A 23,423-nucleotide genomic window follows, 5' to 3' on the forward strand; every position below is an offset into this window, starting at 1 on the left:
TTAATCAACCTTGGCGCATCAGCAGACCGATGGCTTTGTTCCGGGCCTTTTTCAGGCACTCTTCGCACACCGACTTGGGCAACACCATCAACGGGATACGCTGGCCGCCAGGCCCCTCCCAGATGTGTTGCCCCCTGTAGCGAATTTTGGTGTGGCTTTCGAAAAGGAGTCCTTCGTTCGGGTCGAGATGGATCCCCACATTTCCGGTGCCGAGCCTGATGCCTTTTTCGGCCAACAAATCCAGACGCCCCTGTACCGATTGCACGGAGATGTCTTGCTGGGCGAACAGGTTCATCGGGCCGCCATGGGACTCGATGTCCAGTGGACCCTCGCCGGACACCAGACGCATGCCTTCTCGCTGGGCGAGCAGCGAAATGCTTTTTTTGGCGTGTGCCGACAGGTGCTGCTCGGCGGCAAGGTTGATGTCGTCCTGGCTTTGCAGGTACATGGCGTCGCCGCTATCGAGCAGCAGGCTGACCGGGGTGACCGCGCCGATGCCGTCAGGGGCGCTGAGGAGGATGGCCGGGGCGGACAGGTCTTTGGCGTCTGCTTGTAGTTGGTGCAGGCCTTCGATGGCAGGTGGTCGACTGTTATGGGCCTGGGCAATTTCCTGCCACTGGGCCATTTGCTGCCGGGCGCCTTCGATCTGGCGGGTGGCCGGGCCCATGTCGAGCATATCGCCCGAGGCTTTGGTCTGTTCATCGGCACTGATGAACAACCCCTTGCCCGCCCGCAGGCTCCCCCAGTCATCCGTCCTCAGCTCAAACCCTTCCCCCCGCTTCTGCTTCTGGGCATCCACCAGATGCCCCAGATTCAGCTGACTCTTGCCCCCATAGTCGGTACTGAGCTTGACGTGCTCCTCCCCGCGCCGGTCCTCCATGCGCAGTTTGTTGTTGGCCGGGGTGCGCAGGACGTTGCGGGTGTAGTCGCGTTTGCCGAGGGTCACGTGGTCCGGGTGCTGGTCGTCGTGCAGGGCGTGGGCGATGTAGGGTTTGTCCGGGTCGCCCTGTTCGAAGGCGATCGCCACTTCGGTGCCGGCGATCAGTGGCAGGTGCAGGCCGTGGGTGTCGCCGGCGTAGGAGCGGGCCTGGCGCAGCCATTTGCTTTCCTGGCCGGTTTTCCAGGTGTCGCGGTCGAAGAGGAATTTGACCCGGTAGCGGCCTTCCAGGTCGATGTCGGCGTAGGGGTCGTTGGCCTTGGGGCTGGTGACGCGGGCCGGGAGGGTGCCGGCGATTTGTGGTTTGGCCGGGACCGGCGGGCGGAAGCACAGGCGTTCGGCGTAGGGCATGGCCTCGAAGCTGACTTCTAGGCTGCGGTCGCGGGCGGCGCGGGTGGTGAGCCGGGTGATCACCGCGCCGGGGGCGAAGGCCTGGGGTGCGCCGCCGCTGATGTTCAGTACTTGCCCGGGGGCCAGGGTGGCGCTGCTGCTGGTGCCGCTGAGGTGGGTCTGTTGGTTGAGGTAGCGTTCGTGGCGCAGGCGCGCGTAGAAGAAGCCGCTCTCGCTTTGCAGGTCTTCGTCCTGATGGTAGGCGTTGCCGAGCACGGTGTAGGGTTCGGCGTAGTGGTAGGCCTCGCCGTAGGTGTGGGGGGCGCCATGGGTGGTCGGTTCGCCACGGGTCTGATCGACCTCGCCGTCGAGATGGGCGCGGGCGTCGCGGGGGTGATAGGCGCGGACGCTGACTTGCTGTTCCACCACCTGGTGGCGGGTTTGCAGGGCCCAGACGGCGTCCTCGCCGCGGCTGCTGAAGCCTGACGGCGAGCGCATTGGCAAGGCGACGTCGAACTGGTAGCCGCGCTGGTCGTCGCAGAATTCGACGACGTCGATGTTCAGGCGTTCGTCGCTGGTGCAGCGGTACCAGATGCCGACCTCGGCCAGCAGGCGGCTGATGAAGGCCAGGTCGCTTTCGTTGTACTGCATCACCTGTTCGCGGCGCGGGTACTCGCGGTTCAGGCGGAAGAAGAAGTCCTGGCCGAGGAAAGCGTGGCGGCTGCGCAGGATGCTTTCGACGATTTCCGGGACGGATTGCTGCTGGTAGAGGCGCAGTTGTTGGCCGCGGGCGAGCAGCGCCAGGCGCGGTTGCAGGGTGACTTGGTAGCGGGCTTCGTCGACCGAGCCGGACAGGCGTCGGCAGTGGCTGATCCTGCCGTGCAAGGTGCGCAGCGGCTTGATGTTGGGGACTTCCCACGCCATCAGGGGCACCTGTGACGGCGCGGCGTGCAGGCTGAATCGGGCGTATTGGCCGAGCAGTTGCTCGGCGCCGATGTCGAGGTCGCTGGCGGTGAATTCGACGGTGTAGGTGAACGGCTGGCTGAGGCCTTCTTCACCCTTGAAGGCGAGGACGTCGGGGGTGGTGTCGAGGCCGTCGATGTGCAGTTTGTGGCGGCTGTGGTCGAAGAAGGTGCGCAGTACAGTGCTCATGGTCAGGCTTCCGTGTCAGTGGATGGCGATGCGTCCTGTGCGTGCTGTGCGTCGGTAAATTGCAACGTGATGCCCTCCTCGTCGCTGTAGCCCAAGGTCACGCCGAGGGTTTTGTGCTTCGCGGCCTGGCGCTGCAGGAGCTGTTGGCTGAGGACCGGAAGAATCTGCTGGTTGAGCAGGCTGTCGATGTTGCGTGCACCGGTGTCGGGCAGCAGGCAGGCGGCGACCAGCGCGGCGTGGAGTCCATCGTCGATCTGGCAGGTCAGGCCGTAGTGGTGTTGCAGACGCCTGGCGACCCGGGCGAGTTTGAGTCCGACGATGCGTTTGAGCGCGTCGGCCAGCAGCGGGCGGTAGATCAGGGTCTGAAAGCGTGCGAGCAAGGCCGGCTGGAAATGCTCGCGCAAAATCGGTCGCAGCCACTCGTGCAGCATGCTGTCGGAGGCGTCGGGGTGTACCTGCAGACCGCTTTGCAGTTCATCGCTGCCAAGGTTGGAGGTCATCAGAATGACGGTATTGCGGAAGTCGATTTCGCGCCCTTCGCCATCGCGCATGAAGCCACGGTCGAACACTTGATAGAACAGATTGAGTACGTCCCGGTGAGCCTTCTCCACTTCATCCAGCAACACCACGCTGTAGGGGCGCTGGCGCACCGCTTCGGTGAGCACGCCACCCTGGCCGTAACCGACGTAACCCGGTGGCGAACCTTTGAGCTGGCTGACGGTGTGGGCTTCCTGGTACTCGGAAAGGTTGAGCGTGATCAGCGACTTTTCGCTGCCGAACAGGCAGTCCGCCAAGGCCAGCGCGGTTTCGGTCTTGCCGACGCCGCTGGTGCCAACCAGCAGGAACACACCCAGCGGCGCCTGTTCATCGGTCAAGCCGGTCTTGGCCGCGCGCAGACGCTGGGCCAGCGCAACGAGGGCATGTTCCTGGCCAATCACCCGCTCGGCCAATTGCTGTTCCAGGGTCAGCAGGCCGACCTGTTCGTCCTTGAGCAGACTGCCCAGTGGCACGCCGGTCCAGTCGGCAATCACTTCGGCGACGCTGCGTGCATCGACATCCAGAGACAGCATCGGCTGACTGCCCTGAGCCTGCAGCAATCGTTGTTGTAGCTGCGCGCAGAGGTCACGGCGCAGCGGTTCGGCCTGCCGTGCGTCAAGCAATTGCCGGGTCAGGTCGAGTTCGTGACGGTATTGGTCCAGCAGATCGTTTTGCTGTTGTTGCAGTTCGGCCTGTTGCTCGACGATCTGCGTCGAACGTTCGCTGGCGGCGCTGCCATTGAGTTGCGCATCTTGTTCCAGCGCTTGCTGCTCCAGCGCCAAGGCGGCGTGCCGGGCCTTGAGTCGGACCAGCACCTGCGGTTCGCAGTCGAGGCTCATGCGCACGCGTGCACTGGCGGTGTCGAGCAGGTCGACGGCCTTGTCCGGCAACTGGCGGCCCGTGAGGTAACGCCGCGACAGGCTGACTGCGGCCTGCACCGCCGCGTCCTGAATGTGCACGCCGTGATGGCTGGCGTAACGCGCCTTGAGGCCACGCAGCATCAGGCAGGCGCTGGCATCGTCCGGCTCGTCGACCTTGACCACCTGGAATCGCCGTTCCAGCGCGGCATCGCGTTCGAAGTACTGTTTGTATTCGCTCCAGGTGGTCGCGGCGATGGTGCGCAGTTCGCCACGGGCCAGGGCTGGCTTGAGCAAGTTCGCGGCATCCGCCCCGCCTGCCTGGTTGCCGGCGCCGATCAGGGTGTGGGCTTCGTCGATGAACAGCAGCACCGGATTGGCCGACTGCTGTACGGCGTCGATGACATTTTTCAGGCGCTGTTCGAATTCACCTTTTACCCCGGCGCCCGCCTGCAACAGCCCCAGGTCAAGGGTGCGCACACTGACCGACTTGAGGCTGTCCGGAACGTTGCCTTCGGCGATGCGCAAGGCCAGGCCTTCGACCAGAGCCGTCTTGCCCACGCCGGGCTCCCCGACCAGGATCGGGTTGTTCTTGCGTCGGCGGCTGAGGATGTCGATGACCTGTCGGATTTCATCGTCACGTCCGAATACCGGGTCGATCTGCCCTGCCCGCGCCTTCGCGGTGACGTCCTGAGTGAACCTGTCCAGCACCGCTTGCAAGGCATCGTGCGCGGCACTGTCGGGGAGTGGCGTCGCCGGGAGCGGGTCCAGGGCGCTTTGCTGTTGTACCTGTGGGCGTTCCTCGGAGTGTTGATCGAGCAAGACAAACAACTGCTGCAACTGGATTTCGCTGAGGCTCAGTATTGGCCAGGCCGCTTCGCAAGCCAGCAGGTCCGGACTGTCCATTAACGCGCCGAGCAGGTGTGCCGAACGCAGGTTGTCATGGCCTTCCAGCGAGGCTCGCAGCCAGGCGTTCTCGATCAGCTTCTGCAACTTGCCGCACAACTGCGGTTTGCTTTGCACGCTGCGCGGCAGCGTGTCGAGATGGTCAAGCAAACCGCGCCAAAGTGCATCCATGTCCCATTCATAACGGCGCGCGATGAGCGTCAGGTCGCCCTCGCCTTGCTCCAGCAACTTGAGCAGCCAGTGTTCGATACTGATCCGCCCATGGGCACGGTTTTGGCACAACGAGGCCGACGCACTGAGCGCCTGGGCGCAGTAAGGATTGAGGCGGCGAAGCAAGCGCGTGGAGTTGTGTGTCATGGGGGTACGTCCTTGTGCTGGAGGTCCAGCCTATGGTCGGTTGTGCCAAGGGAAAGGGTCAGGATGGGCTGGGGTGAACGTCCGCGAACGGGCGCTCAGCCCAGCACACCGGCGCCAGCAGGCAGAGGCTGCCTGCTGGCCGTCCAGGGTTATGCGCTGGAACGTTCGTTCCACGAGTCGTCGTGTTTGAGGTTGCCGTCCTTGTGGAGCCAGGTGATTTTCTCGTAGCGCAACTCAACCTGATCCAGATAGTCGTACTTCTCTTTCGTCGGATCCTTGATGTCGTGCATTTTCGAAGCAACCTTTACCACCTTGACATTTTCAAGCGTGGTGACAAAGAACACGACTTCGTGACCGGCCTCGTTGGTTTGATACAACTTGAATTCAGCCTTTTTAAAGGTCTGGCCAGTGGTTACCGCTTTGTAAAGGTAGGGGGTGGAAGCATCGACCAACTTGGTAAACGAGTAAGGCGCATGGATCCGTGCGCCAGTCAACTTGCCGGTGTTGTCGTCGGTAGGGACGGACACGTCGTGATCCTGACTGACGACTTCGATGCTGCCTTCGCGCCCTTGTACGCTGCACGAACCTTTAACGTCCGCGCCGCCGTCATCTGTCAGCCACAGGTGTATGGGAGTTGCCATGTGAAGCTCCTTTTCTCAGAACCAAAAATGCCGCGTTTGCGACAGGGGGGTGTACGTCGGCCCCGGCCGTGGGAAGCGCGCAGGCCCCCACTTCCGGTACCAGACGGATATCGACGCGACGGTTGGCTTGACGCCCCGCCTCGGTGTCATTGCTGGCGATGGGCTGGCTCTTGCCAAAGCCCTGCACGGCGAAACAGCTGTCGGGAATGCCGCCCATGCGTTGCATCCACTCACGCACCGCTGCCGCGCGGGCACGGGACAACTGCAGATTGTGTTCGTCGCTGCCCACGGCATCGGTATGCCCGGCGATAACGATTAGCCAGCCAGGCTGGGCCTTGATGCCGACCAGGGCGTCGATCAGCACCTTGGTCGATTCAGGCTTGAGTTGGGCGCTGGCGCTGCTGAACAACGACAGGCTGTCCAGGCGCACGGTTCGCGCCGTTCGCGCCGGCATCGGGGCTACCGACGGTTGCCTGTGGTTGGCGATGGTCGACAGCAGCCCGGCGCGCAATTGTTCGCCGCGATACAGGCCAAGGCCCAGTGCCAGGGGCTCGCCCTGGCGGTAGTAACTGTCGAGGCGCACGGCGTCCTCGCGCAGCACGCTCAACGCCTCCTCCCGCAGGGCGAACTCGGGTTGATCGCGACGTTCCGTCGGGGCAATGGACGCATAACGCAGCAGGTCATCGCTGACCTGACGCAGCAGCAGGGTGTTCTGCCAGGCCGAGCTGGTCAGGGCGACAATGGCGGCGACTGCAAACAGCCACAACGCGATCACACTTGCGCGACGCATCGGTAAATGTCGGGCCTGCACCGGCAGCAGATTCAGCAAGGGATCAGGGAACGGCAACGGCGCATCCAGCGCTTGCACCTGCGCATCGGTGTCCAGAAGCCCGGTCTTGCCCCGCAGCCATTGTTGCCACAGGTTGCCGGTCATGTAGCCGGGCAGTGTCGATACGAAGGTGCTGGCGCAGACCAGCGGCAGGCCAGCAGGAAGGCGATCTTCACGAGTAGCGAAGTGCGGCAGGACATACTCATCCAGCCAGGCAGCCGCACTGTTGAGCTGGATGCTGGCCTGTAACCGAAGCGTGCAGGTTGCGTTATCAGCCGGCAGCCGATGCCAGTCATTCGGCATGAGGCAGGCACCCGCCTGACGAATGTTGCAATGGCCCTGGCCTGCTTCCCAACTGAACCAGGCTTCTTTGCTTGCCGACGATTGCAGGTAGCTGACGAGTATCAGCGGCAGCGCGATGCCACGCTTGCGAATCAGTCCGGCCTGATAACTGAACGTGCGCACTTGCCCGGCCAATACCGCCGCATCGCTGTGCTCGCCCGGGTTGACAATGAACATAACGCTGAGCTGCCCGCCCCACTCGGGACGCAAGGCCATGACAGTGTCGATCAGTCCTGGCAACTGTTCCGCACGGGAGACCCGCAGGTAACAACCCTGCTCGGTCAAACGCAACGCCGGATGGTCGGTGCAAGACCCGCCAAACAGACCGGCCAAGCCATCACCGCACACCATTACCACCGGATGACGGTACGCCGCCGGTGGTAACGTCAGGTTATCGACCGAGCCGAGTAATTGCCGTTGACGCGCGGCCCGGACACAAGCGAGCGCAACGCAGCCGACAACGATCATGGCCACGGTGACACGGCCCCATCCACCCAGCGGGATGATGACCAGTAGCATCAGGGCAAGTGCCCCCGCCCACAGCCAAAGCCCTTGTTTGAGTTTGAGCGTCATTTGCCCCACCTCAGGTTTCTGCGGATAGCAACGTCGCGACCAGACCACCCAAAAGCTGGTCGAGCCCGTACCAGATACCGACCAGCAACAGGCCGACAGCCAGGACGTTGACCAGCGGTGAGCGCAACCAGCGCAGCGCCGTTAGTCCATGGCTGGCACTGGCAGGTGCGGTCAATGTCTGACGCAGTTTCAGCGGTGCGACCCGCGCATTCAGGTCGGCCAGCAGTTGCTCACGCTCGGGGTCATTCACATCGCGATAACGGCCGCGAAAACCCAGGGTCAATATCCGCTGGAAAGCCGTCAGCACATGCAGGTCCGGCGCAGGTTCGCGCAGCACCTCGCGCATATCCTCGTACAGGAACTCCCCGGCCTGGTGGCGATTGAAAAACCTGGCTTGCAGAGGTTCACTGGCCCACTTGGAACGAGCATCGTTGTCGGCAAGGTTGAGCATGGTTTCATCCAGCAGTGCGCATTGAGCGTGGCTGATATGGTCGATGCTGCGTTGTGCCTGTCCGGCATCCATGAGCCGTTGGCGAACGTGCTCGACCTGCTTCACGCACAGCGCTTTGATCTCATCGCTGTTCTGCGCCGAGGCCCCTTGCCGCAACTCGACCACCAGCAAGTAGCTGTCTTGCAACAACGCGTCGATATCTACCGCCATTGCGGTCTGCTTTTCTGTTTCGATCAGGTTCATGCGCGCAGTACCGCGAACAGTTCAAGTTTCACCTCGGACAGGGTGCTCGGGACGTAGAAGGCACAGATGCCCTGGTCCAGAATGGCTTGCCCCTTGGCGTGATTGAGATCAAGAGCGAAGTACTGGTTTTCCAGGCGCAGGGGGATGGCCGCTGGCACATGGCTGAGGGACTGCAACGGCACACCATCCAGCGCGGCGTTGACCAGTTGATCGACTTCGTCCGGAGTGCCGATCTTGCACAGACGCGGGAACTGGCTCTGCAACTGCGCGGCTGGCAGGCGGCAACGCACCGACAGGTAGAAATCGGCGCTGTCGCGCTCACGCAGACGGGCGTCGTCGAGCCGCACCTGCCAACGGTTGGCGGCGCTCTCTTCCAGTGTCAGGGCGATGACGCGCGAAGGCAGACTGGCCTCCAGCAATGTGGAGATCATGCGCAACAGCGGCGGGAATACGCTTTCCAGGTGTTCATGGCGGTAAGGCGGAATTTGCTCGACATCGTGCTCGAGGGAAAAGGTCAGCAGACTGCCGGCCAGCTTTGTCAGCTCCAGATAGACCTGCTCGGGGTGCCGCGCAGGCCAGGCCTTGAAATCGGCCAATACCGGCTGGTAGGTGTTCAAGGCATTGAGCAACCAAAATAACGACACGTCGGCCACGGCGAAGTCGGCCATTCGCTGGTTGCTTTCGCGCCGCATGCCCATCAGCCGCTGACGCTTGGAGGACAACTGGGCCAACAGGTTATCCAGTTGCGTCAGCAGCCCCGGGTGCGCCGCGAAACTGAGCAGCGGCGGGAGATAATCAGGGTCAAGGCTCCATGCGCCCTGCCCGTCGCGCACCAGGCGCGCGATCGGGCAGGTCAGGTAATCGCCGTTTTCGTCGTGATCGAAGCGCAGGCTCAGCACGTGTTCCAGTACGCCGATCGATTGCACCTCATCGGCGTAAATATCCTGCACCTGACGCCAGTCCTGGCGATAACGGGTGGGTCGATCAGCCTTGTCGGCGTCGAACAGGCAGTTATTGCCATTGGCCTGTTCCAGTGGCAAGGCCAGGAGCAATGTCGCCGCCTGAATATCGTCGGACAGCAGGCGCGACAGCTCCAGCCCGAGGGGCAGCCGATCGACATGGTGGGTGTCGATCAAGGTGCCGTCGGGCATGCGCAGGCACAGGTGCGTGGCTTTGAGCTTGCCCAGGCGCAGTGCTTCCAGGTCAAACCCGACGTCCTGGACGCCCCAAGGGTGCACCAGCGTCAGACGAGCCAGACACTCGTTGGCCCAGGCTTCCCAGAGCGCCTGCTGCTGGAATTGCTGCGGGGACAGCAATGCCCCCGCGGCCCACAAGGGGCGGTCGATTTTCATGAGGTCGAATCCCTACGCAGTGGTTTGGGTGTGAACAGGACTCAGGCTTTTGCCTTGGGCATCTGCGAAACCAGCGACAAATTGACGTCCATGCCTTCCACCTGGAAATGCGGCACGGCATACAACTTGACGCGGAAGAAACCCGGGTTGTCCTCGATGTCTTCGACGCTCACCCTGGCAGCGCGTAGCGGATGCGAAGCCTGCAAGTTGTCGCCCGGGTCCTTCATCTCGGTCACCAGCCCACTGACCCATTTGTTCAGCTCCAGCTCCAGCAGACGCCGGTCCTTGGTGGTGCCGATGTTTTCGCGCTGGATCAGCTTCAGGTAATGGGCAATGCGTGACAGCAGGAAGATGTACGGCAGGCGCGAATTGATCCGACTGTTGGCGGTGGCCTCCGGGGTGTCGTACAACGCCGGTTTCTGCGTGGAGTTGGCCGAGAAAAAGCACGCATAGTCACGGTTCTTGTAGTACGACAGCGGGATAAAACCGAGATTGGCGAACTCGAATTCGCGAGTTTCCGGAATCATCACTTCCGAAGGAATCTTCACCTGATTGCCAGTGCCCAGGTCGTACAAGTGGATCGGCAGGTCGGTGACCGCGCCACCCGACTGCGGACCGCGGATCTGCACGCACCAGCCGTTGGCGATGAAGCTCTTGACCATGTTGGCAGCGAAGGCAAACGAGGCGTTGGTCCACAGGTACTTGTCGTGGTCCGGCCCCTTGACGCTTTCGATGTAGTTGAAGCTGCGCACCGGAACGGTGTCCGGGCCATACGGCAGACGGCCCAGCACACGGGGCATGAGCAAACCGATGTAACGGGCATCGTCGCTGTCGCGGAACGCTTTCCACTTGATGTATTCGGCACGATCAAAGTAATTGCCGATGTCCTTGATGGCGGCCACTTCTTCCATCGAGCGCTTGCCAAAGAAGGCCGGGCCGACGGCGCCAATGAAGGGCATGTGCGCTGCCGCCGAGACTTTGGAAATATTGCGCAGCAAGGCAATATCCTGCGGGCTGCGGTCGAACTCGAAGTTGGAAATGGCAGCGGCAATCGGCTCACCGCCCGGTGTGTCGTACTCCTGGGTATAGGTATGCACGTACAGACCGCTTTGCGCGATCTCCGGTGCATCTTCGAAATCCTGGACCAGGTGATCCTTGCTGATATCCAGCAGTTCGATCCGCACGTTCTGGCGAAAATCGGTCTGATCGATCAGCGATTTCACCCCGCGCCAGGTTGACTCGACCCGCTGGAAATCCGGGTGATGCAACACGGCGTCCAATTGACGGCTGATCTGTGCATCCAGCGACGCGATATGTTCGTCCAGCAGTGTCTTGTCCAGACGCCGGACTTTGCGCGAAGACTGCTTTATCAACTTCAGAAAAACACTGACAGCGGCTGTCACACGTTCATCGACAGAAACGTCCGACAGTGCCTCAGAACTTTGAAACACCTCAATTTCGCCCAGAACTTTTACCGGACTCAGATTGATCTTGCCAAACAACGCCCCATACACACCCTGGTTTTCTTCAGGCAACACTGTAGTGCCGCGCGACTGCGCGTGAGAATGCTCGATAGACATTTTTAAACTTTCCTTTAAACAAGACGAGGTGAATTAACGAACTTGTTCCGAAGCCAGCGAAGCCAACTCGCCTCGCAGTTCGTCACTCAGTGCCTCGTCCATGAGGATGCGCTCCAGTTCCTGACGGAAGGTGGCATTGTCCAGAAGGTTGGACTTGAGGTCGCGCAGCAGGTTACGCATGGCCAGCAGTGCGCGCAGTTGCGGAATTTGCCGAGCCACCTGTTCTGGCTCGAAATCCTTCATGCTCCGGAAACTCAGATCGACCGCAGCTTCACTGGCATCCTCCACCAGGGTATTGGCCACCGCCAGCTTGATCTCGGGAGAAAACTCGGCCAATACGCTATCGAAGTTATTCTTGTCGATTGCGACTTTGTTTCTCTCCGATAACGGCCGCTGTTCCTTGCCGTTACTGTAGTCGCCCATCACCATCAACTTGAGCGGCAATTCGACTTTTTTCTGTGCATCGCCAGTATGCAAATCGAGTTTGATGTTGACCCGAGCCTTGGGCACTTCATTTTGAAAACTACCAGAAGCCATAAATCCTCCATGGATATTTGTAACTGCATGCACAGTTACAAATAATCAACTACAAAAATCTGGTTCAGCCATTGCATTGACATATCCAGATAAACTAACAGCCATCACTCGCGACCTTTTCTCGGCCGCAAAAAAATGAACCTTCTGAAGTGAAAGTGCAATCAATGAAACAAAAGCTTAAAACTTTCAGGAGGCAATGGTGAACTATCGTACGAAGTCATACTACCCACGACAAGCATATAAAGACCAAACGCACACCGCACCGGGAACTTACTCTCACTATAAAAAGTAATTTCCCTACGCTATTTAAGAATCGTCCTACAAATAGCCTGTTGGCGTGCTTTGAAGGCGACCCAATGCAGTCGCGGTGAAACCAGTCGATACGGTTTTCCAGGAAAACCACGGGGGGGGATGTCAGGACTGCCTGCGCCCGATCCAGGACCGGGAACAGGCAGCACAGACCAGGCAGACTTCAGAATTTCTCTGCGATGTACTTGAACGGATAGTTCGGATCCCGATAGTTTCCGGGACTTTGGCGTTTGGGCAGTTTCACTTTTGCCCGCGGTACATCCTCGTAAGGAATGCTGCCCAGCACATCGCTGATGATGTTCAGTCGCGCCCGCCGCTTGTCATTGGAGTTGGCGACCCGCCAAGGGGCGAATTTGGTGTCGGTGTACTTGAACATGTCGTCCCGGGCACGGGAGTAGTCGTACCAGCGGTTATAGGACTTGAGGTCCATGGGTGACAGTTTCCAGATCTTGCGCCCGTCGGTGATACGCGCCTTGAGGCGTCGGGTCTGTTCTTCCTGGCTCACTTCAAGCCAGTATTTGATCAGGATGATTCCGGATTCGACCAGCGCCTGCTCGACTCGCGGCGCCACGGTGAGAAAGGTGCGCACCTGCTCTTTGCTGCAAAAGCCCATGACCCGCTCGACACCGGCGCGGTTGTACCAGCTGCGATCGAAGATCACCACTTCACCGGCCGCCGGCAGGTGCGGCAGATAACGTTGCAGGTACATCTGGCTTTTTTCCCGGTCGGTCGGTGCCGGCAAGGCTATCACCCGGAACACCCGCGGACTGACCCGTTCGGTCAGCGCCTTTATGGTTCCACCCTTACCGGCGCCATCACGGCCCTCGAAGATGATGCAAATCTTGGCGCCCGTGTGCTGCACCCACTCCTGCAGCTTGACCATCTCGACATGCAGCCGTGCCAGTTCCTCGAGATAATCCTTGTTCTTGAGCTTGCCGCTTTCGACCGGTTTGCTTTTGGTTGCCGCCTTCTTCTTTGCCATACCTGTTACCTCCTTCAATGCGTCACATAGCGTCCGGAGTTCCCCCGGACACGTTCATTGCGCGTCGACTGCGCTGATAATGTTCAACCGCCTCTTCCAGGTTCAGGAACATGCGCGACTCGCCCAGCACATGGCCCAGGGGTGCCTTGATGACCATGTCCCGTACGCCCGGACTCATGCCCACCAGCCACAGTGAAATGCCTTTCTCACTCATGCGCTGCTCCGCGCCGGTGAGCATTTTCAGCGCGGTGTATTCCAGGTCGAACACACTGCGCAGGTCCAGAACCACGACCTTGGGGTTTGCCTCGTCAATCAGCGGTCGGATCTTGTCGGCGATGCGCTCGGCATTGGCGAAGAACACCCGTCCTTCGGGCCTGAGCAACAGCAACCCGTCAAAGTGTTCGTCGTCTGCGTTATCGGTGGCCTGCGGGCGATAGACATTGGTGCCGGGCTTGCGCCCCAGTACGTGCACGGGTGGGTCCGAGACCTGGTAGGCCAAGGCCAGCAACGAGACGATAATCGCCACGACGATCCCTTGCAGCGTGCCGAGCAATATCACGCCGATCATGGCCACCACGGCCCAGGCAAATTCGGTACGGCGAACCGACAGGATTTCGCGAAATTCAGCCGGCTCGATCAGGCCCACCGAATACACGATCACCACGGCGGCGAGCGTGGCATTGGGCATCAGGCCAATGAGCGGTGCCAGCAACAGGCACGTGCCCAATGCCAGTGCAGCGGTGACCAGTGCGGCCAGTTGCGAACGTGCGCCGGCCAGGCGGTTCACTGCCGTCTGGGTGGTCCCGCCACCGGCGACCATGGCCCCGAGAAACGCGCCACCGATGTTGGCAACGCCGGTGGCCAGCAGTTCCCGATTCGGTTGTGGCGCGGGCTCGTCACTGCGGGCGAAAGCGCGTCCCGCCGCGATGGTTTCGGTGAAACTCATCAGCGCGATACCCATGGCCGAGGACCACAGGGTTTCGGCCATCGACCAAACCGGCAGGGTCGGTGCGGGCAACCCGATCGGCACCACGCCCACGGCGGACACACCAAAGCGTTCCAGGCCAAACAGGCTCATGCCGATGATGCCAAGCGCCACCGCAATCAAAGGTGCGGGCAGCCGGGGCGTAAAACGCTTCATGCCCACCAGCAGCAGAACCATGAACACACCAACCGCCACGGTCGGCAGCGAGGCATGGCCGACGCTCTGGACCGTGGCCACCAAATTGTGCAGGAAGCCGCCTTTGTCGATGTGCGTGCCCAACAGCTTGGGCAATTGGTCGAGCACGATGACCACGCCGATGCCGGCCTTGAAACCCACCAGTACCGGCTCGGAAATGAAATTGGCGACGAAACCCAGGCGCAGCAGCCCCGCGACAATCAGGATCGCCCCCACCATCAGGGCCAGCGTGGCGGAACCGGCGAGCAAGGTCGCCGCATCGCCATCGGGGCTGATCTGGCCCAACGCGGAGCCGGCGAGAATGGCCAGGGTGGTCGTGGTGCTGACGCTAAGCGGGCGCGACGTGCCGAGCACGGCATAGATCACCATCGGCACCAGCGCCGTGTACAGCCCGACCTGCACCGGCAGGCCGGCAATGGTGGCGTACGCCAGCGCCTTGGGAATGACCACGGCCGCTGCCGTCAGCCCGGCGACCACATCGCTGCGCAGCCAGTCTGGCCGGTAGCTGCCGAGCCACTCCGGGATCAACAGGCTGCGCAAGGTTCTCCGCTGTGGAGTGCCTGGAATCCGCTCTTGCGGATGGCTGCCTTGTTGATTCATCGGTCACTCCAGTGGCAAATCTTCCATGCGGATGATGAGTGGGCTCGACTGACCGCACAATCCTTTAACTGCACGCGCAACCATTGCAAACCCTCAAAGGCATCGAAGCGCGTGTGCCAGCGGGCAATCAGCTCAGGTTGAGGAAATTCCAAGGGTGGGGCATGGATTGAATACACCGGCAAACGTCCGGGCAATCGGGCTCGGTAGATTACAAATGTAGCCGGTTTGCGCGGCGATGAAGGGATTCGTTGATTGAGCTCGAATACCTCAAACACGTCCTCCCTGAAAAGGGAAGCCTCGTATGGACGACGTCATGAAAGCGATAAATGAGCTATACCCGCTAATTCTCCCCATTGCAGTTCTTCAACTCAGGAGTTTGGCAATGAAGCTCAAAACCTCACTGGCAGCACTCGTGGTTGCGGCAAGCCTTTTCGGCTGCACCACTTCATCGACCCACGGCGTGAACGTTGACCTGGTCGCCACCCGGCAAAACGCCGGTCAGATCGGCACCGTCACCTTGACCGACTGGGACAAGAAAACCGGGCTCAGTTTCTTCATCAGCGGTGCTCCAATGGGGGTTACGCTGCCCCTGCGTCTTTACTCTTTCATCAATAACGGCACCTGCCAGCAACCCGGGTCAGTCGCCTACGCGATGAACGACACCGTCAACACCGAACGCCAACCCGTACGCGGCTGGTCTTTTACCAGAACCGCGCCTGTGCCGTTGCAAACCCTGCTTGACGGCAAGTATTCGGTGGTCGTGCGAACGGCTTCGACCGATGGCAACGTCGATATTTTTTGCGGGGATATCAAGGCAACAGAACCGGTGAAATAGCCGCGGCCATTGCAGTCCGCCCACGCCCCGGTACCGCTCGTGCCACCCGTTGTCCAGTGCGAGCGGTGGCGTCGGGTGAACGGAGCCGGCGACGATAGTGGCAACAACCGTTAACAAACCTGTCATTAGTCACTGATAACGTCCTAGCGCTTTCCCGAACCGCATCCGTTCGAACTCCGATCGGCAGTTCCCCGTACCGGGCTTTGCCCAACCGCTCAAGGTGACACTACAGGTGTACTCAAGCACGACGCGCAAGCAAATCATCATCAGGTCCAACGACATGAGCTGTGACGACTTTGGCGCGTTGTTCTTGAACCTGTTCGGCAACCTTTACTCCGACTCTGCGCAGCCGCCAAAAAGCATCAGCATCGGCGGGGTCTACGGCAGACACGAAGGTGTCAGCTTTCGTCGCATGCACTTTCACGGTGACTTCACGGTGGCATTTCCCGCCCCCCTTGATGAAATCACGTTCGTCATCCCCACCGCCGGCAAGATCATCTTCAACCACGTCACCGAGTCGGTTGGCTTCGCCCAGATCGGCCTGGCCATCGACAAGGCCGAGGTCCGCTCGGCGCACTTTGTCGACAATCATGCGCAGCACGGGATTTCGATCAGCCGTCGGCTGATTACCGAGCGCCTGTCGACGCTGCTGGGCAAGCCTATCCTGCAAAAGGTGCATTTCGAGCCGGTGGTGGACCTGAATGTGTCAGCCTTGCAGGGCATCCGGGCGTTGATTGAACTGGCCACGGGCACCGAGTTCGACCTGCTGATCAACACCGGTTCGCTGATGCCTTCGCGGCTTCGCGAAATGCTGGTCGATGCGGTGCTGGAAGCCTGGCCCCACAACTTCACCGAAGCCCTCCGGCGCCCTTCCCCGCTGATAGCGCCACGGCATGTGAAGCTGGCCGTCGAGTACATTCAGGCGCATCCCGACCACCTGGCCAGCGGCACCGAGCTGGCGCAGTTGACCAACGTCAGCCTGCGCGCATTGCAGGAGGGTTTTCAGCGTTTCATGGGCACCTCGATCGTCGCCTATCAGCGCCAGGTACGCCTGGAGCGCGCCTTTGCCGCGCTGTCCCAAGGGGGGGCGCCGTCGGTGACAGACGTGGCCTTGCAACACGGCTTCAGCAATGTCGGCCGGTTTTGCCAGTATTTCCAGAGTGCCTACGGCATCAGTCCCGCAGACGTGAGAAAAGGCCGGCGAACGCGACCCATGGCGACCAATTGAGGATGTGTGGGCGAGCCTGCTCGCCCACACAGATTGCCTTGACTGATCGTCAGAACAGATAGCTGGCCTTCAAGCCGCCATTAAAGCCGTGGCTGTCACCGCCACCACTGGCGCCGACTTGCGCCCCTACGCTCCACGGACCAAGGTTGGCCATGACGTTGACGCCACCGGTGAACTGGTCACGGTTGTCGAAGGCGGCTTGCTGTTCGATATCCAGGCCCAGCAGTTGCCCTTCGCTGTCGACTTCATGGTCACCCAACACATGCTCGTAGCCCACTTGCACACCCGGCACCACTTGCCAGGCACCGAGGCTGACAGGTGCAAAGGATGCGTTGAGGTTGGCCACCGCGCTCTTGCGGGTCTCGTGGATGCCGTCGACGTCCAGGGCCAGTTCGCTGCCCTTTTCCTGGAAGCCCGACAGGTTGACGTGGCTAACCCGCACACCGAGGCTCGGTTCGAGGGTCACGCCGTTCACCGGCACACGGTAACCGAGTGCCAGGGTCGCGCCGGTGAGGTTGCCATGGCTGTCGCCCCTGGCCGTGCCCAGACCGCCGCCGAGTTCTCGCTTGCTCTCGTAATCGAGATAGCCGGCGCTGGCATTGGCATCCACAAACAGGCCACGTTCCAGACCGTTCGGTGCGAAGCGTGCGCCGACGCTGAAGAAGGTCAGGTCGGTATCGGCCTCGCCACCAGCACCACCGACATTGCCGCTGCTGTAGCCGAAGCCGGCATGGGCGCTGAGCTGTTCGGAAAAGCGCTGGGTCAGGCCAATCATCATGCCCTGGCTATGCTCGTTGCTGCTGGAGGCGTGGGACGAACCATCCGTGCCCAGGTACCCCGCCAGGGCGGTGCTCCACAGGCGATACTGCCCGGCCTTGAGGTCGATGCCACTGGTGAACGGCGCGGCGGCCTGTTCGATCATCGCGCCCTGACGCAGCAGGTAGCTCGCGGCGTCGGCGTGCACCTGACCGCCGACGGTGGACTCCACGCCCCCGAGGTTGCGGGCATCGATGGCCGACTGCAGGTAGTAGTTGTAGGCGCTGTAGGTGCCCGACAGGTTGCTGTTCTGCAGTTGCTGCAACAACTGCGCGCCGGCCGCGGCGTTGCCGGCCAGGTTCGCTGCGCCAGGCAGACTGTTGTAGAACACCATCTTGCCGCGCAGTACGTAGAGGGTTTCCTGGGACAGGCCGAGGCCTTGCTTGAGGTAGTTATCCATCGTGCCGTATTGCGCGGTCACCTCGTCCAGGCCGGCTTGCAGGTAACTGGCCTCCACACCGATCAGCGGCCCATAGATGGTCGCCAGGCTCGGTGGCAACGCCGCCAGGGTCGCCTTGATGCGCGCGGCGGTGTAGTCGTTGGTCGCCAGGTAGTTGCTCATGATGGTGGCATCGTCGACCCCGGCGATGCTTTGCAGCACAGCGGCGGTCCAACCCGTACGGTCCTTGCCGGCGGTGCAATGGAACAGCGCGGCGCCGTCGACCGTGGCCAGTTCATTGAACAGCTGGTTGAACTCGCTGCGCATCCCTGGGTTGCGGACGAAATCACGGTTGGTGTCCTGCATCATGGCGGTGGCTTCGGCGGCGCTGTGAAACGCAACGTTGGTGATGTTCGCACCCGACGTGGAGCCACCGATGATATCGATGTTGGTGTACGTCGCACCCGTGGGCATCGTGTCGGGCGTGGCGGCGATTTCGGTTGGCGTGCGCAGATCGTAGACCGCCTTGATGCCCATACCGTTAAGGGTTGCCAGATCCGCCGCCGATGGCGTCAGCGCGTTGGAGCGGTAAAACACCCCGCCACGCATGGTGCCGCCATTGGCCGTGGAATACGCGGTGGTGAGACCGGCGACATCGCGCAGGTTATCGATGCTCTTCAGGCGAGGAGTGTTGAGGGGGACAGTCTCGGCCGCCTGGGCGGCAGCGATGGACAGGCTCAAAACAGACAGCGAACACACAAGTCGTTGGAACACAGTGCAGCCTCATTGAAATCGCGTTGGGCTGACTAATATCTACAATGAAATGGCACTGAACATGACAAATCGCCCGCGAACGAAAATCACTGCGCGATGTGTCCAGGCGGCTCGTTTTCTGTCCGCGTAATGCCCGCTGGGGGGCTGATTGTGAGTGATGTGCCTGGCGGGGAACGCGGTGTGTGGTGGCCGGTGGTCAATTTCCAGATATTAAAAAACCCGCCTTCCAGCGGGTTTTTTTGCTTTTCAGAAACTGATCTGTCGCCGCGAACTCAATGGGTTTTTTTCGAGGTCGACTGCCCGGCTTTACTCAAGCCCTTGGTGTTGTGCTCACCTGGCGTCGAGGCCGAAATAGCCCTGGCCTTGGAGATGCCGCGAGTATCTTTGGAATGGGCGATGCCTGAGGTCGTCGTGCCATGACCGTTATCATCGTTGCGCTCACTACCGTAGTGGTTCCCGCTCAGGCCATGGTCGCGCACGGATTTTCCGGCATGGTCGCTGTCGTGCCCGTTGCCGCGGCCGTTACTGCCGGAGTGGCCTGTACCGGCGTGTCCGCCCCCCATACCGCCGCCGTGACCTGCGCCGTTTCCGCCGCCATTACCACCGCCGTTTCCGCCACCGCCACCGTTTCCACCGCCACCGCCACCGCCACCGCCATCCTTCGCGTATGCGGAACCCATGATCGACAGGCCATCAGGGAGTAACGGAGCGGCTGCAAGCATCATGGCGCATGACATTACAGCAACGAGACTCTTGTTTTTAAAAAGCATGATTGCTTCCGTAGGAGGTTGATATCGCGTTACGTATGACGCGATATCCCTGGAACAGTTCAAGTGCCACGACAGACGGCTGAAGCAGCCTCGTTCAACGGGAATACAACCTGCTACACGTTAATCAAACGCACCGTCGAGAATTTCATAGACAAGCCCGGTGGCCAGCGCAACCAGGATCAAGTCCGTACCGACTTGCTGCCATTCGTAGCCATCGTAATGGGGTAGCCTGCCGACCAGCCGACCATCCAGTTTTTTGGCGATGCCGGGTGGAAGTGGCTTGCCTCGGGCAAGGTTCTTTTGAATACCCGGTGGCAAATCAGGCCCGGGGCTCCAGTAGCCCGTGTTCACGCCAATGATCTGGAGCACGCTGCCGCGGTTGATGCTCGGGCCATTGCTCCAGTCCCCACCACCGGAATTCTTGTTCTTGTTGCCATGACTGCCTTGGTTGCCATGGTTGGCCTTCCCGTTACCCTGGCCGTTACCGGGATCAGCCAACGCCGTCACCGAGCCGCTGATCAGGGTCAAACAGGTGAGTGCTGCAATCAAAGATCGAGACCTGAACATGAGTCGCTCCTTCGTGGTGGGAAATGTTCCCTGAAATTTAGACGCTATTGACGTAGTTGGTTCCATCGAGATACAGAGCCATGAACCGTCTGCGCTCATCCGCTCGAAGCCAGGTTTCACGTCCGGGCATTCGCCGCAACCTTCTTCGATGTGAATCCACGCTTGATACGTCGCAGATACTACAACACGTGGCGCTGTTTCCCGATTGTTACCTCAGCGCCGCAGTTGTCACTTCTGCGACGTCGAACTGGCCAATAGAGTATGGCCGTCGGTGTGGAACAGGGTCGTCGACTTGTCGGCCCGCGCTGGCACCGATCCCCCCATCACGGAAGAGGTGAATCATGAGTTTCGTCAAAGTGGAAAAAAACCAGAGCAGCGCCCCGTCGGAAGCCGACATGAAAAAAGCCATGGTCGAGTCGGGCGGCAAGCCGGGCGAGGTCACCGGGACCAATGCCGCCCGCACCCTGACCTACACCGGCGTGGTCAATCATACGGTGTACGAGAACAAGCTGATCGAGATCGCCAAGGGCAAACGCACCAGCTGGAACTTCGTCTGGGCCGATGCCAAGGCCGCCTGAGGTCAAAGCGGGGCGGCCGATCGGCTGCCCCGCTGACTCGGCCCTGATACACCCTCGATACCCGCTTGTAACACCAAGACACTTAGCCGCCCTGCCCCTCGCCCCTAGAGTGAAGCCGTCAATGGACTGCAGCGCCAGGCGCCAGCAACCCATTGATTGCCCAACACACCACCAAGGAAGAGGGAAACCATGAGCAAATCAATCGCTGTCAGCCAACAGAGCCAGCAGCTTCACAATGATGTGCAAGAAGCCGTCAAGTCGATCATGGGTGCAACACCAACGCAACTGAAGGCGTCGGATTACGGCCGGGTATTGAGGTCGGCCCTGGCGGCTTCGCAAAAAACCGTCACCATCGAAATCGCCGCCGGTGACCTGACGCTGCTGAAGAAGTCGGGCTACAAGCTGTGCTTTGCCAAGAAGGTGGGTGACGCCGACTACAACGTGGTCTGGCAGTCCTATGACGCTTACCTGAGCAATAACGAGTTCAGCTGGACGCCGCAGTATCAGCTGTTTGCCTCCAACGTGTTCAAGGAAAACGTGCAAGTCAAAGTCTCAACCAACATCGTCAACATTGGCCTGGGGCAAACCTCGACACTCGATGAAAGCGGTCTGCTGAGCCCGGCGGTAACCGGTGGCCCGGACATTTCCCTGACTTTCGTGAACGACTACGCGCCGATTCATCCGGGGGTCAACCAGTTGTCCACCGGCATCGATGGCAACCAGGTCAGTACGCCGATCTACGTGGCCGTAAACCAGGTGGTCACCGGCAATACCGTACTGACGCCGGTGGAAACCATCCTCGTGTGGTTCGAACAGAACGTACAGACCAGCACCATGTTCAGTACCTCACGCTCCAAGGCGATCGAAATCGACCTGACGTTCGATAACACCGCAGGTCGCCTTTACGAAGGCGGTCAGTGGAAAACCGTGTAACCGTCATGCCGGGGCAACCTTGCGGTTGCCCCTTCACTCATCTTTGCCCGCCGTGGCGAAGTAGCCCGTCAGCGAGCGACAGATCGACTGCGCAAGGTCCTCCTGGGTGGCAATGCCATGGGGTCGATCACGATCGAACTGCGCCGACCAGCGAATCCGCCCCTGCGCCACATCCACCAGACGCAATGACGCTCGCACCCGCGAAGGCTCGACCCGCACACTGCCCTCCAGGCAATAGCTGTAACGCCCGCCACGCTTGAAGTCCGGTACCGGCTCGCTGTTGCGTGCCACCCGCATCAACACATGATTGGTCCCGGTCTGCGCCTGCTCGAACGACTCGAACAGTCGACAGCTCAACTCCTCGCACAAGCCCCGGGTAAAGTCATCGCCATCGCGGGTGAGGCAGGTAAACGGCTGGATCTGGACCACAGGATGGCGAGTGCCGACGCTCTTGGGCCGCAGCCGCTGATAGGTCAAGCGATAACACCCGGGTGGAATGCTCAAGCGCACCGGGTCCTGCTGGCCGTTGCCGGCGTAATGCGCTGCGAGCTTGCGCCGCAAGCGCCCCACCTGCACTCGCACCACCGGATCGTCGCCCGTGCAATACACCGCCGGGTCACGACGAAACACCGCGATGCCGATGGCGTGCTCTGTCAGCGGCGCATTGCAAGCCTGAAGGTCGTGCTCGACCAGAAAGCGCAACAGACTGCCCATGCGCCTGGACTTGGCAAACAACGGGCTGACCAGCAACAGCGCCAGCACCCGCTCGATTTCTTCCCGATCGAGCGGCACGGGACTCCCCGCCGCAGTCGAATCGGCCATGCTTTTGATCACCATCGCCTGCCTCCGTGCAGGTTGCCGACAGGAATGGATGTCGCACTCCGTGATTACCCTTGCAGCGTGAGCAGGAATGGAACTCGGGCACTGCAACGACCAAGCGTAGCAGCCGTGTTGATATCGGCAGGCAATTGCGATGGTAGCAACCCGCCATCCGACGAACGTTCAATCTTGACGTCTGGAAAATTTGTAGGACTTGTCCCTTTGTGGCGAGGGAGCTCGCTCCCGCTGGGCTGCGAAGCGGCCCTGATCCTTTGCAACTCATTTCCTCAGATGCACCGCAGTGCCCGTTTTTACAGCGGCAGAGCCGCCGAACGGGAGCAAGCTCCCTCGCCACAGGGGTCATTTGGCGTCCTACAGGCCGGTTGCAGCGCAGGAGATCGACACCTAATGTGCGCCCGTCGCTGACTTGAGTTGGCGACAGGGTTTCGCAGCCCTGTAGATACGTGTAGTAACCTTGCAGTCAATCAAGCCGATGACGGTCGCATCTGCGCCCGCATGTCGCTTTATGGTGGCTGTGTGTGGGAGATCTTCGGGTCTGCCGGGTTCCTCGTATCCTCGGTCTGCGAACCCGCACATAGCTACCACCCCTTTCGAATCGCAGCGACCGGGAGTAGCTCTTCTTACAGATACGAGGAAGTTTTACTTATGACGACTAACAGTCCGGATCCCCGCTTCACCCCCATGAAACAAATCGCTACCAGCTACCCCGTCCTCCTCATCGACAGCGACGCCCCGCTGCGCGAACTCCACAACTGCGCCGCCGAACGCCTCAACGCCGTCCTGCAATACCTCAACCTCATGGCCTGCACCAGCCTCCCCGACTACGCCGAAAACGACATCAACACCGTCACCAACATTTCGCGGATCCTGCTTCAGGATGTGCGGGATGTGTTTGGCGTGATTGAGCAGCGGGGATTTGAGGGGCCGAAGAAGCAGTGACATTGTTCAAGCACAAAAAACCCGCATTTCTGCGGGTTTTCAATGGCCACCGTTCAGTTGTCTACAGCA

19 protein-coding genes are annotated in these 23,423 nt (G+C 60.7%); 5 read left to right on the plus strand and 14 right to left on the minus strand.

Annotated features, from left to right (window positions below; all coding sequences use genetic code 11):
* Positions 1-4: 4 nt before the first annotated feature.
* The 10 genes from AC3WTM_RS21670 to AC3WTM_RS21715 all read right to left on the minus strand — a co-directional run bounded on the left by AC3WTM_RS21670 (position 5) and on the right by AC3WTM_RS21715 (position 14,695).
* Positions 5-2,419 carry a type VI secretion system Vgr family protein gene (locus AC3WTM_RS21670; RefSeq protein ID WP_492587648.1) on the minus strand — a complete coding sequence of 805 codons (2,415 nt, stop codon included), beginning with the start codon at positions 2,417-2,419 and terminating at the stop codon, positions 5-7.
* Between the two features lie 2 nt (positions 2,420-2,421).
* Positions 2,422-5,076, minus strand: coding sequence for a type VI secretion system ATPase TssH (gene tssH, locus AC3WTM_RS21675; RefSeq protein WP_102672757.1), 2,655 nt, complete (start codon positions 5,074-5,076; stop codon positions 2,422-2,424).
* Positions 5,077-5,225: 149 nt separating this feature from the next.
* Positions 5,226-5,717, minus strand: a complete 492-nt coding sequence (gene tssD, locus AC3WTM_RS21680; RefSeq protein ID WP_102672758.1) for a type VI secretion system tube protein TssD — start codon at positions 5,715-5,717, stop codon at positions 5,226-5,228.
* Positions 5,683-7,461, minus strand: coding sequence for an OmpA family protein (locus tag AC3WTM_RS21685; RefSeq protein ID WP_102672759.1), 1,779 nt, complete (start codon positions 7,459-7,461; stop codon positions 5,683-5,685). Before AC3WTM_RS21685 ends, tssD begins: the two co-directional genes overlap by 35 nt.
* 10 nt (positions 7,462-7,471) lie before the next feature.
* Entirely contained in the window at positions 7,472-8,155 is a 684-nt protein-coding gene (tssL, locus tag AC3WTM_RS21690; RefSeq protein ID WP_102672760.1) for a type VI secretion system protein TssL, short form, read from the minus strand.
* A complete protein-coding gene (tssK, locus tag AC3WTM_RS21695) occupies positions 8,152-9,507 on the minus strand; it encodes a type VI secretion system baseplate subunit TssK (RefSeq protein ID WP_102672761.1) in 1,356 nt (451 codons plus the stop codon). The genes tssL and tssK overlap by 4 nt, the downstream gene beginning before the upstream one ends.
* Positions 9,508-9,548: 41 nt before the next feature.
* Complete coding sequence (tssC, locus tag AC3WTM_RS21700; RefSeq protein ID WP_102672762.1) at positions 9,549-11,087, minus strand: type VI secretion system contractile sheath large subunit; 1,539 nt, start codon at positions 11,085-11,087, stop codon at positions 9,549-9,551.
* Between the two features lie 33 nt (positions 11,088-11,120).
* Complete coding sequence (gene tssB, locus AC3WTM_RS21705) at positions 11,121-11,624, minus strand: type VI secretion system contractile sheath small subunit (protein WP_102672763.1); 504 nt, start codon at positions 11,622-11,624, stop codon at positions 11,121-11,123.
* Positions 11,625-12,096: 472 nt separating this feature from the next.
* Positions 12,097-12,915, minus strand: coding sequence for a polyphosphate kinase 2 (gene ppk2, locus AC3WTM_RS21710; protein ID WP_102672764.1), 819 nt, complete (start codon positions 12,913-12,915; stop codon positions 12,097-12,099).
* 22 nt (positions 12,916-12,937) lie between these two features.
* A complete protein-coding gene (locus AC3WTM_RS21715) occupies positions 12,938-14,695 on the minus strand; it encodes a SulP family inorganic anion transporter (protein WP_102672765.1) in 1,758 nt (585 codons plus the stop codon).
* Positions 14,696-15,077: 382 nt separating this feature from the next.
* Here AC3WTM_RS21715 and AC3WTM_RS21720 point away from each other — a divergent pair, with 382 nt between their 5' ends.
* The gene (locus AC3WTM_RS21720) at positions 15,078-15,530 is read left to right on the plus strand and encodes a hypothetical protein (protein ID WP_102672766.1); all 453 of its coding nucleotides are present in this window, start codon (positions 15,078-15,080) and stop codon (positions 15,528-15,530) included.
* Between the two features lie 280 nt (positions 15,531-15,810).
* A complete protein-coding gene (locus AC3WTM_RS21725) occupies positions 15,811-16,758 on the plus strand; it encodes an AraC family transcriptional regulator (protein ID WP_219736711.1) in 948 nt (315 codons plus the stop codon).
* A gap of 49 nt (positions 16,759-16,807) precedes the next feature.
* On the opposite strand, the gene AC3WTM_RS21730 is transcribed toward AC3WTM_RS21725, so the two are convergent.
* From AC3WTM_RS21730 to AC3WTM_RS21740, 3 genes are all read right to left on the minus strand, one after another.
* The gene (locus tag AC3WTM_RS21730; RefSeq protein WP_102672768.1) at positions 16,808-18,727 is read right to left on the minus strand and encodes a tyrosine-protein phosphatase; all 1,920 of its coding nucleotides are present in this window, start codon (positions 18,725-18,727) and stop codon (positions 16,808-16,810) included.
* 272 nt (positions 18,728-18,999) lie between these two features.
* Positions 19,000-19,497 (minus strand): hypothetical protein, encoded by a 498-nt coding sequence (locus tag AC3WTM_RS21735; RefSeq protein WP_492587650.1) that lies wholly within the window; start codon positions 19,495-19,497, stop codon positions 19,000-19,002.
* A 120-nt stretch (positions 19,498-19,617) separates the two neighbouring features.
* The gene (locus tag AC3WTM_RS21740; RefSeq protein WP_102672770.1) at positions 19,618-20,064 is read right to left on the minus strand and encodes an anti-virulence regulator CigR family protein; all 447 of its coding nucleotides are present in this window, start codon (positions 20,062-20,064) and stop codon (positions 19,618-19,620) included.
* Between the two features lie 341 nt (positions 20,065-20,405).
* Between AC3WTM_RS21740 and AC3WTM_RS21745 the strand changes: the two genes are divergently transcribed.
* Positions 20,406-20,642 carry a hypothetical protein gene (locus tag AC3WTM_RS21745; protein WP_007982133.1) on the plus strand — a complete coding sequence of 79 codons (237 nt, stop codon included), beginning with the start codon at positions 20,406-20,408 and terminating at the stop codon, positions 20,640-20,642.
* A 189-nt stretch (positions 20,643-20,831) separates the two neighbouring features.
* Positions 20,832-21,575 (plus strand): hypothetical protein, encoded by a 744-nt coding sequence (locus AC3WTM_RS21750; RefSeq protein WP_102672771.1) that lies wholly within the window; start codon positions 20,832-20,834, stop codon positions 21,573-21,575.
* Between the two features lie 33 nt (positions 21,576-21,608).
* Here the strand turns inward: AC3WTM_RS21750 and AC3WTM_RS21755 are convergent, their stop codons facing one another.
* Positions 21,609-22,412 carry a hypothetical protein gene (locus AC3WTM_RS21755; protein ID WP_102672772.1) on the minus strand — a complete coding sequence of 268 codons (804 nt, stop codon included), beginning with the start codon at positions 22,410-22,412 and terminating at the stop codon, positions 21,609-21,611.
* A 648-nt stretch (positions 22,413-23,060) separates the two neighbouring features.
* Here AC3WTM_RS21755 and AC3WTM_RS21760 point away from each other — a divergent pair.
* Positions 23,061-23,354, plus strand: coding sequence for a fructose-bisphosphate aldolase (locus AC3WTM_RS21760; protein WP_102672773.1), 294 nt, complete (start codon positions 23,061-23,063; stop codon positions 23,352-23,354).
* Positions 23,355-23,423: the final 69 nt, after the last annotated feature.

The organism is Pseudomonas sp. EU05-FHT14B02 (genome assembly GCF_058791055.1).

What these genes read in the sequence shown, in the direction of transcription:
- AC3WTM_RS21740 (WP_102672770.1), bottom strand. Translation starts at nt 20,064, where the DNA reads ATGTTCAGGTCTCGATCTTTGATTGCAGCACTCACCTGTTTGACCCTG.
- tssC (WP_102672762.1), bottom strand. Translation starts at nt 11,087, where the DNA reads ATGTCTATCGAGCATTCTCACGCGCAGTCGCGCGGCACTACAGTGTTG.
- tssB (WP_102672763.1), bottom strand. Translation starts at nt 11,624, where the DNA reads ATGGCTTCTGGTAGTTTTCAAAATGAAGTGCCCAAGGCTCGGGTCAAC.
- tssH (WP_102672757.1), bottom strand. Translation starts at nt 5,076, where the DNA reads ATGACACACAACTCCACGCGCTTGCTTCGCCGCCTCAATCCTTACTGC.
- tssL (WP_102672760.1), bottom strand. Translation starts at nt 8,155, where the DNA reads ATGAACCTGATCGAAACAGAAAAGCAGACCGCAATGGCGGTAGATATC.
- tssK (WP_102672761.1), bottom strand. Translation starts at nt 9,507, where the DNA reads ATGAAAATCGACCGCCCCTTGTGGGCCGCGGGGGCATTGCTGTCCCCG.
- ppk2 (WP_102672764.1), bottom strand. Translation starts at nt 12,915, where the DNA reads ATGGCAAAGAAGAAGGCGGCAACCAAAAGCAAACCGGTCGAAAGCGGC.
- AC3WTM_RS21745 (WP_007982133.1), top strand. Translation starts at nt 20,406, where the DNA reads ATGAGTTTCGTCAAAGTGGAAAAAAACCAGAGCAGCGCCCCGTCGGAA.
- AC3WTM_RS21670 (WP_492587648.1), bottom strand. Translation starts at nt 2,419, where the DNA reads ATGAGCACTGTACTGCGCACCTTCTTCGACCACAGCCGCCACAAACTG.
- AC3WTM_RS21725 (WP_219736711.1), top strand. Translation starts at nt 15,811, where the DNA reads ATGAGCTGTGACGACTTTGGCGCGTTGTTCTTGAACCTGTTCGGCAAC.
- AC3WTM_RS21715 (WP_102672765.1), bottom strand. Translation starts at nt 14,695, where the DNA reads ATGAATCAACAAGGCAGCCATCCGCAAGAGCGGATTCCAGGCACTCCA.
- AC3WTM_RS21720 (WP_102672766.1), top strand. Translation starts at nt 15,078, where the DNA reads ATGAAGCTCAAAACCTCACTGGCAGCACTCGTGGTTGCGGCAAGCCTT.
- tssD (WP_102672758.1), bottom strand. Translation starts at nt 5,717, where the DNA reads ATGGCAACTCCCATACACCTGTGGCTGACAGATGACGGCGGCGCGGAC.
- AC3WTM_RS21685 (WP_102672759.1), bottom strand. Translation starts at nt 7,461, where the DNA reads ATGACGCTCAAACTCAAACAAGGGCTTTGGCTGTGGGCGGGGGCACTT.
- AC3WTM_RS21735 (WP_492587650.1), bottom strand. Translation starts at nt 19,497, where the DNA reads ATGCTTTTTAAAAACAAGAGTCTCGTTGCTGTAATGTCATGCGCCATG.
- AC3WTM_RS21755 (WP_102672772.1), bottom strand. Translation starts at nt 22,412, where the DNA reads ATGGTGATCAAAAGCATGGCCGATTCGACTGCGGCGGGGAGTCCCGTG.
- AC3WTM_RS21760 (WP_102672773.1), top strand. Translation starts at nt 23,061, where the DNA reads ATGACGACTAACAGTCCGGATCCCCGCTTCACCCCCATGAAACAAATC.
- AC3WTM_RS21750 (WP_102672771.1), top strand. Translation starts at nt 20,832, where the DNA reads ATGAGCAAATCAATCGCTGTCAGCCAACAGAGCCAGCAGCTTCACAAT.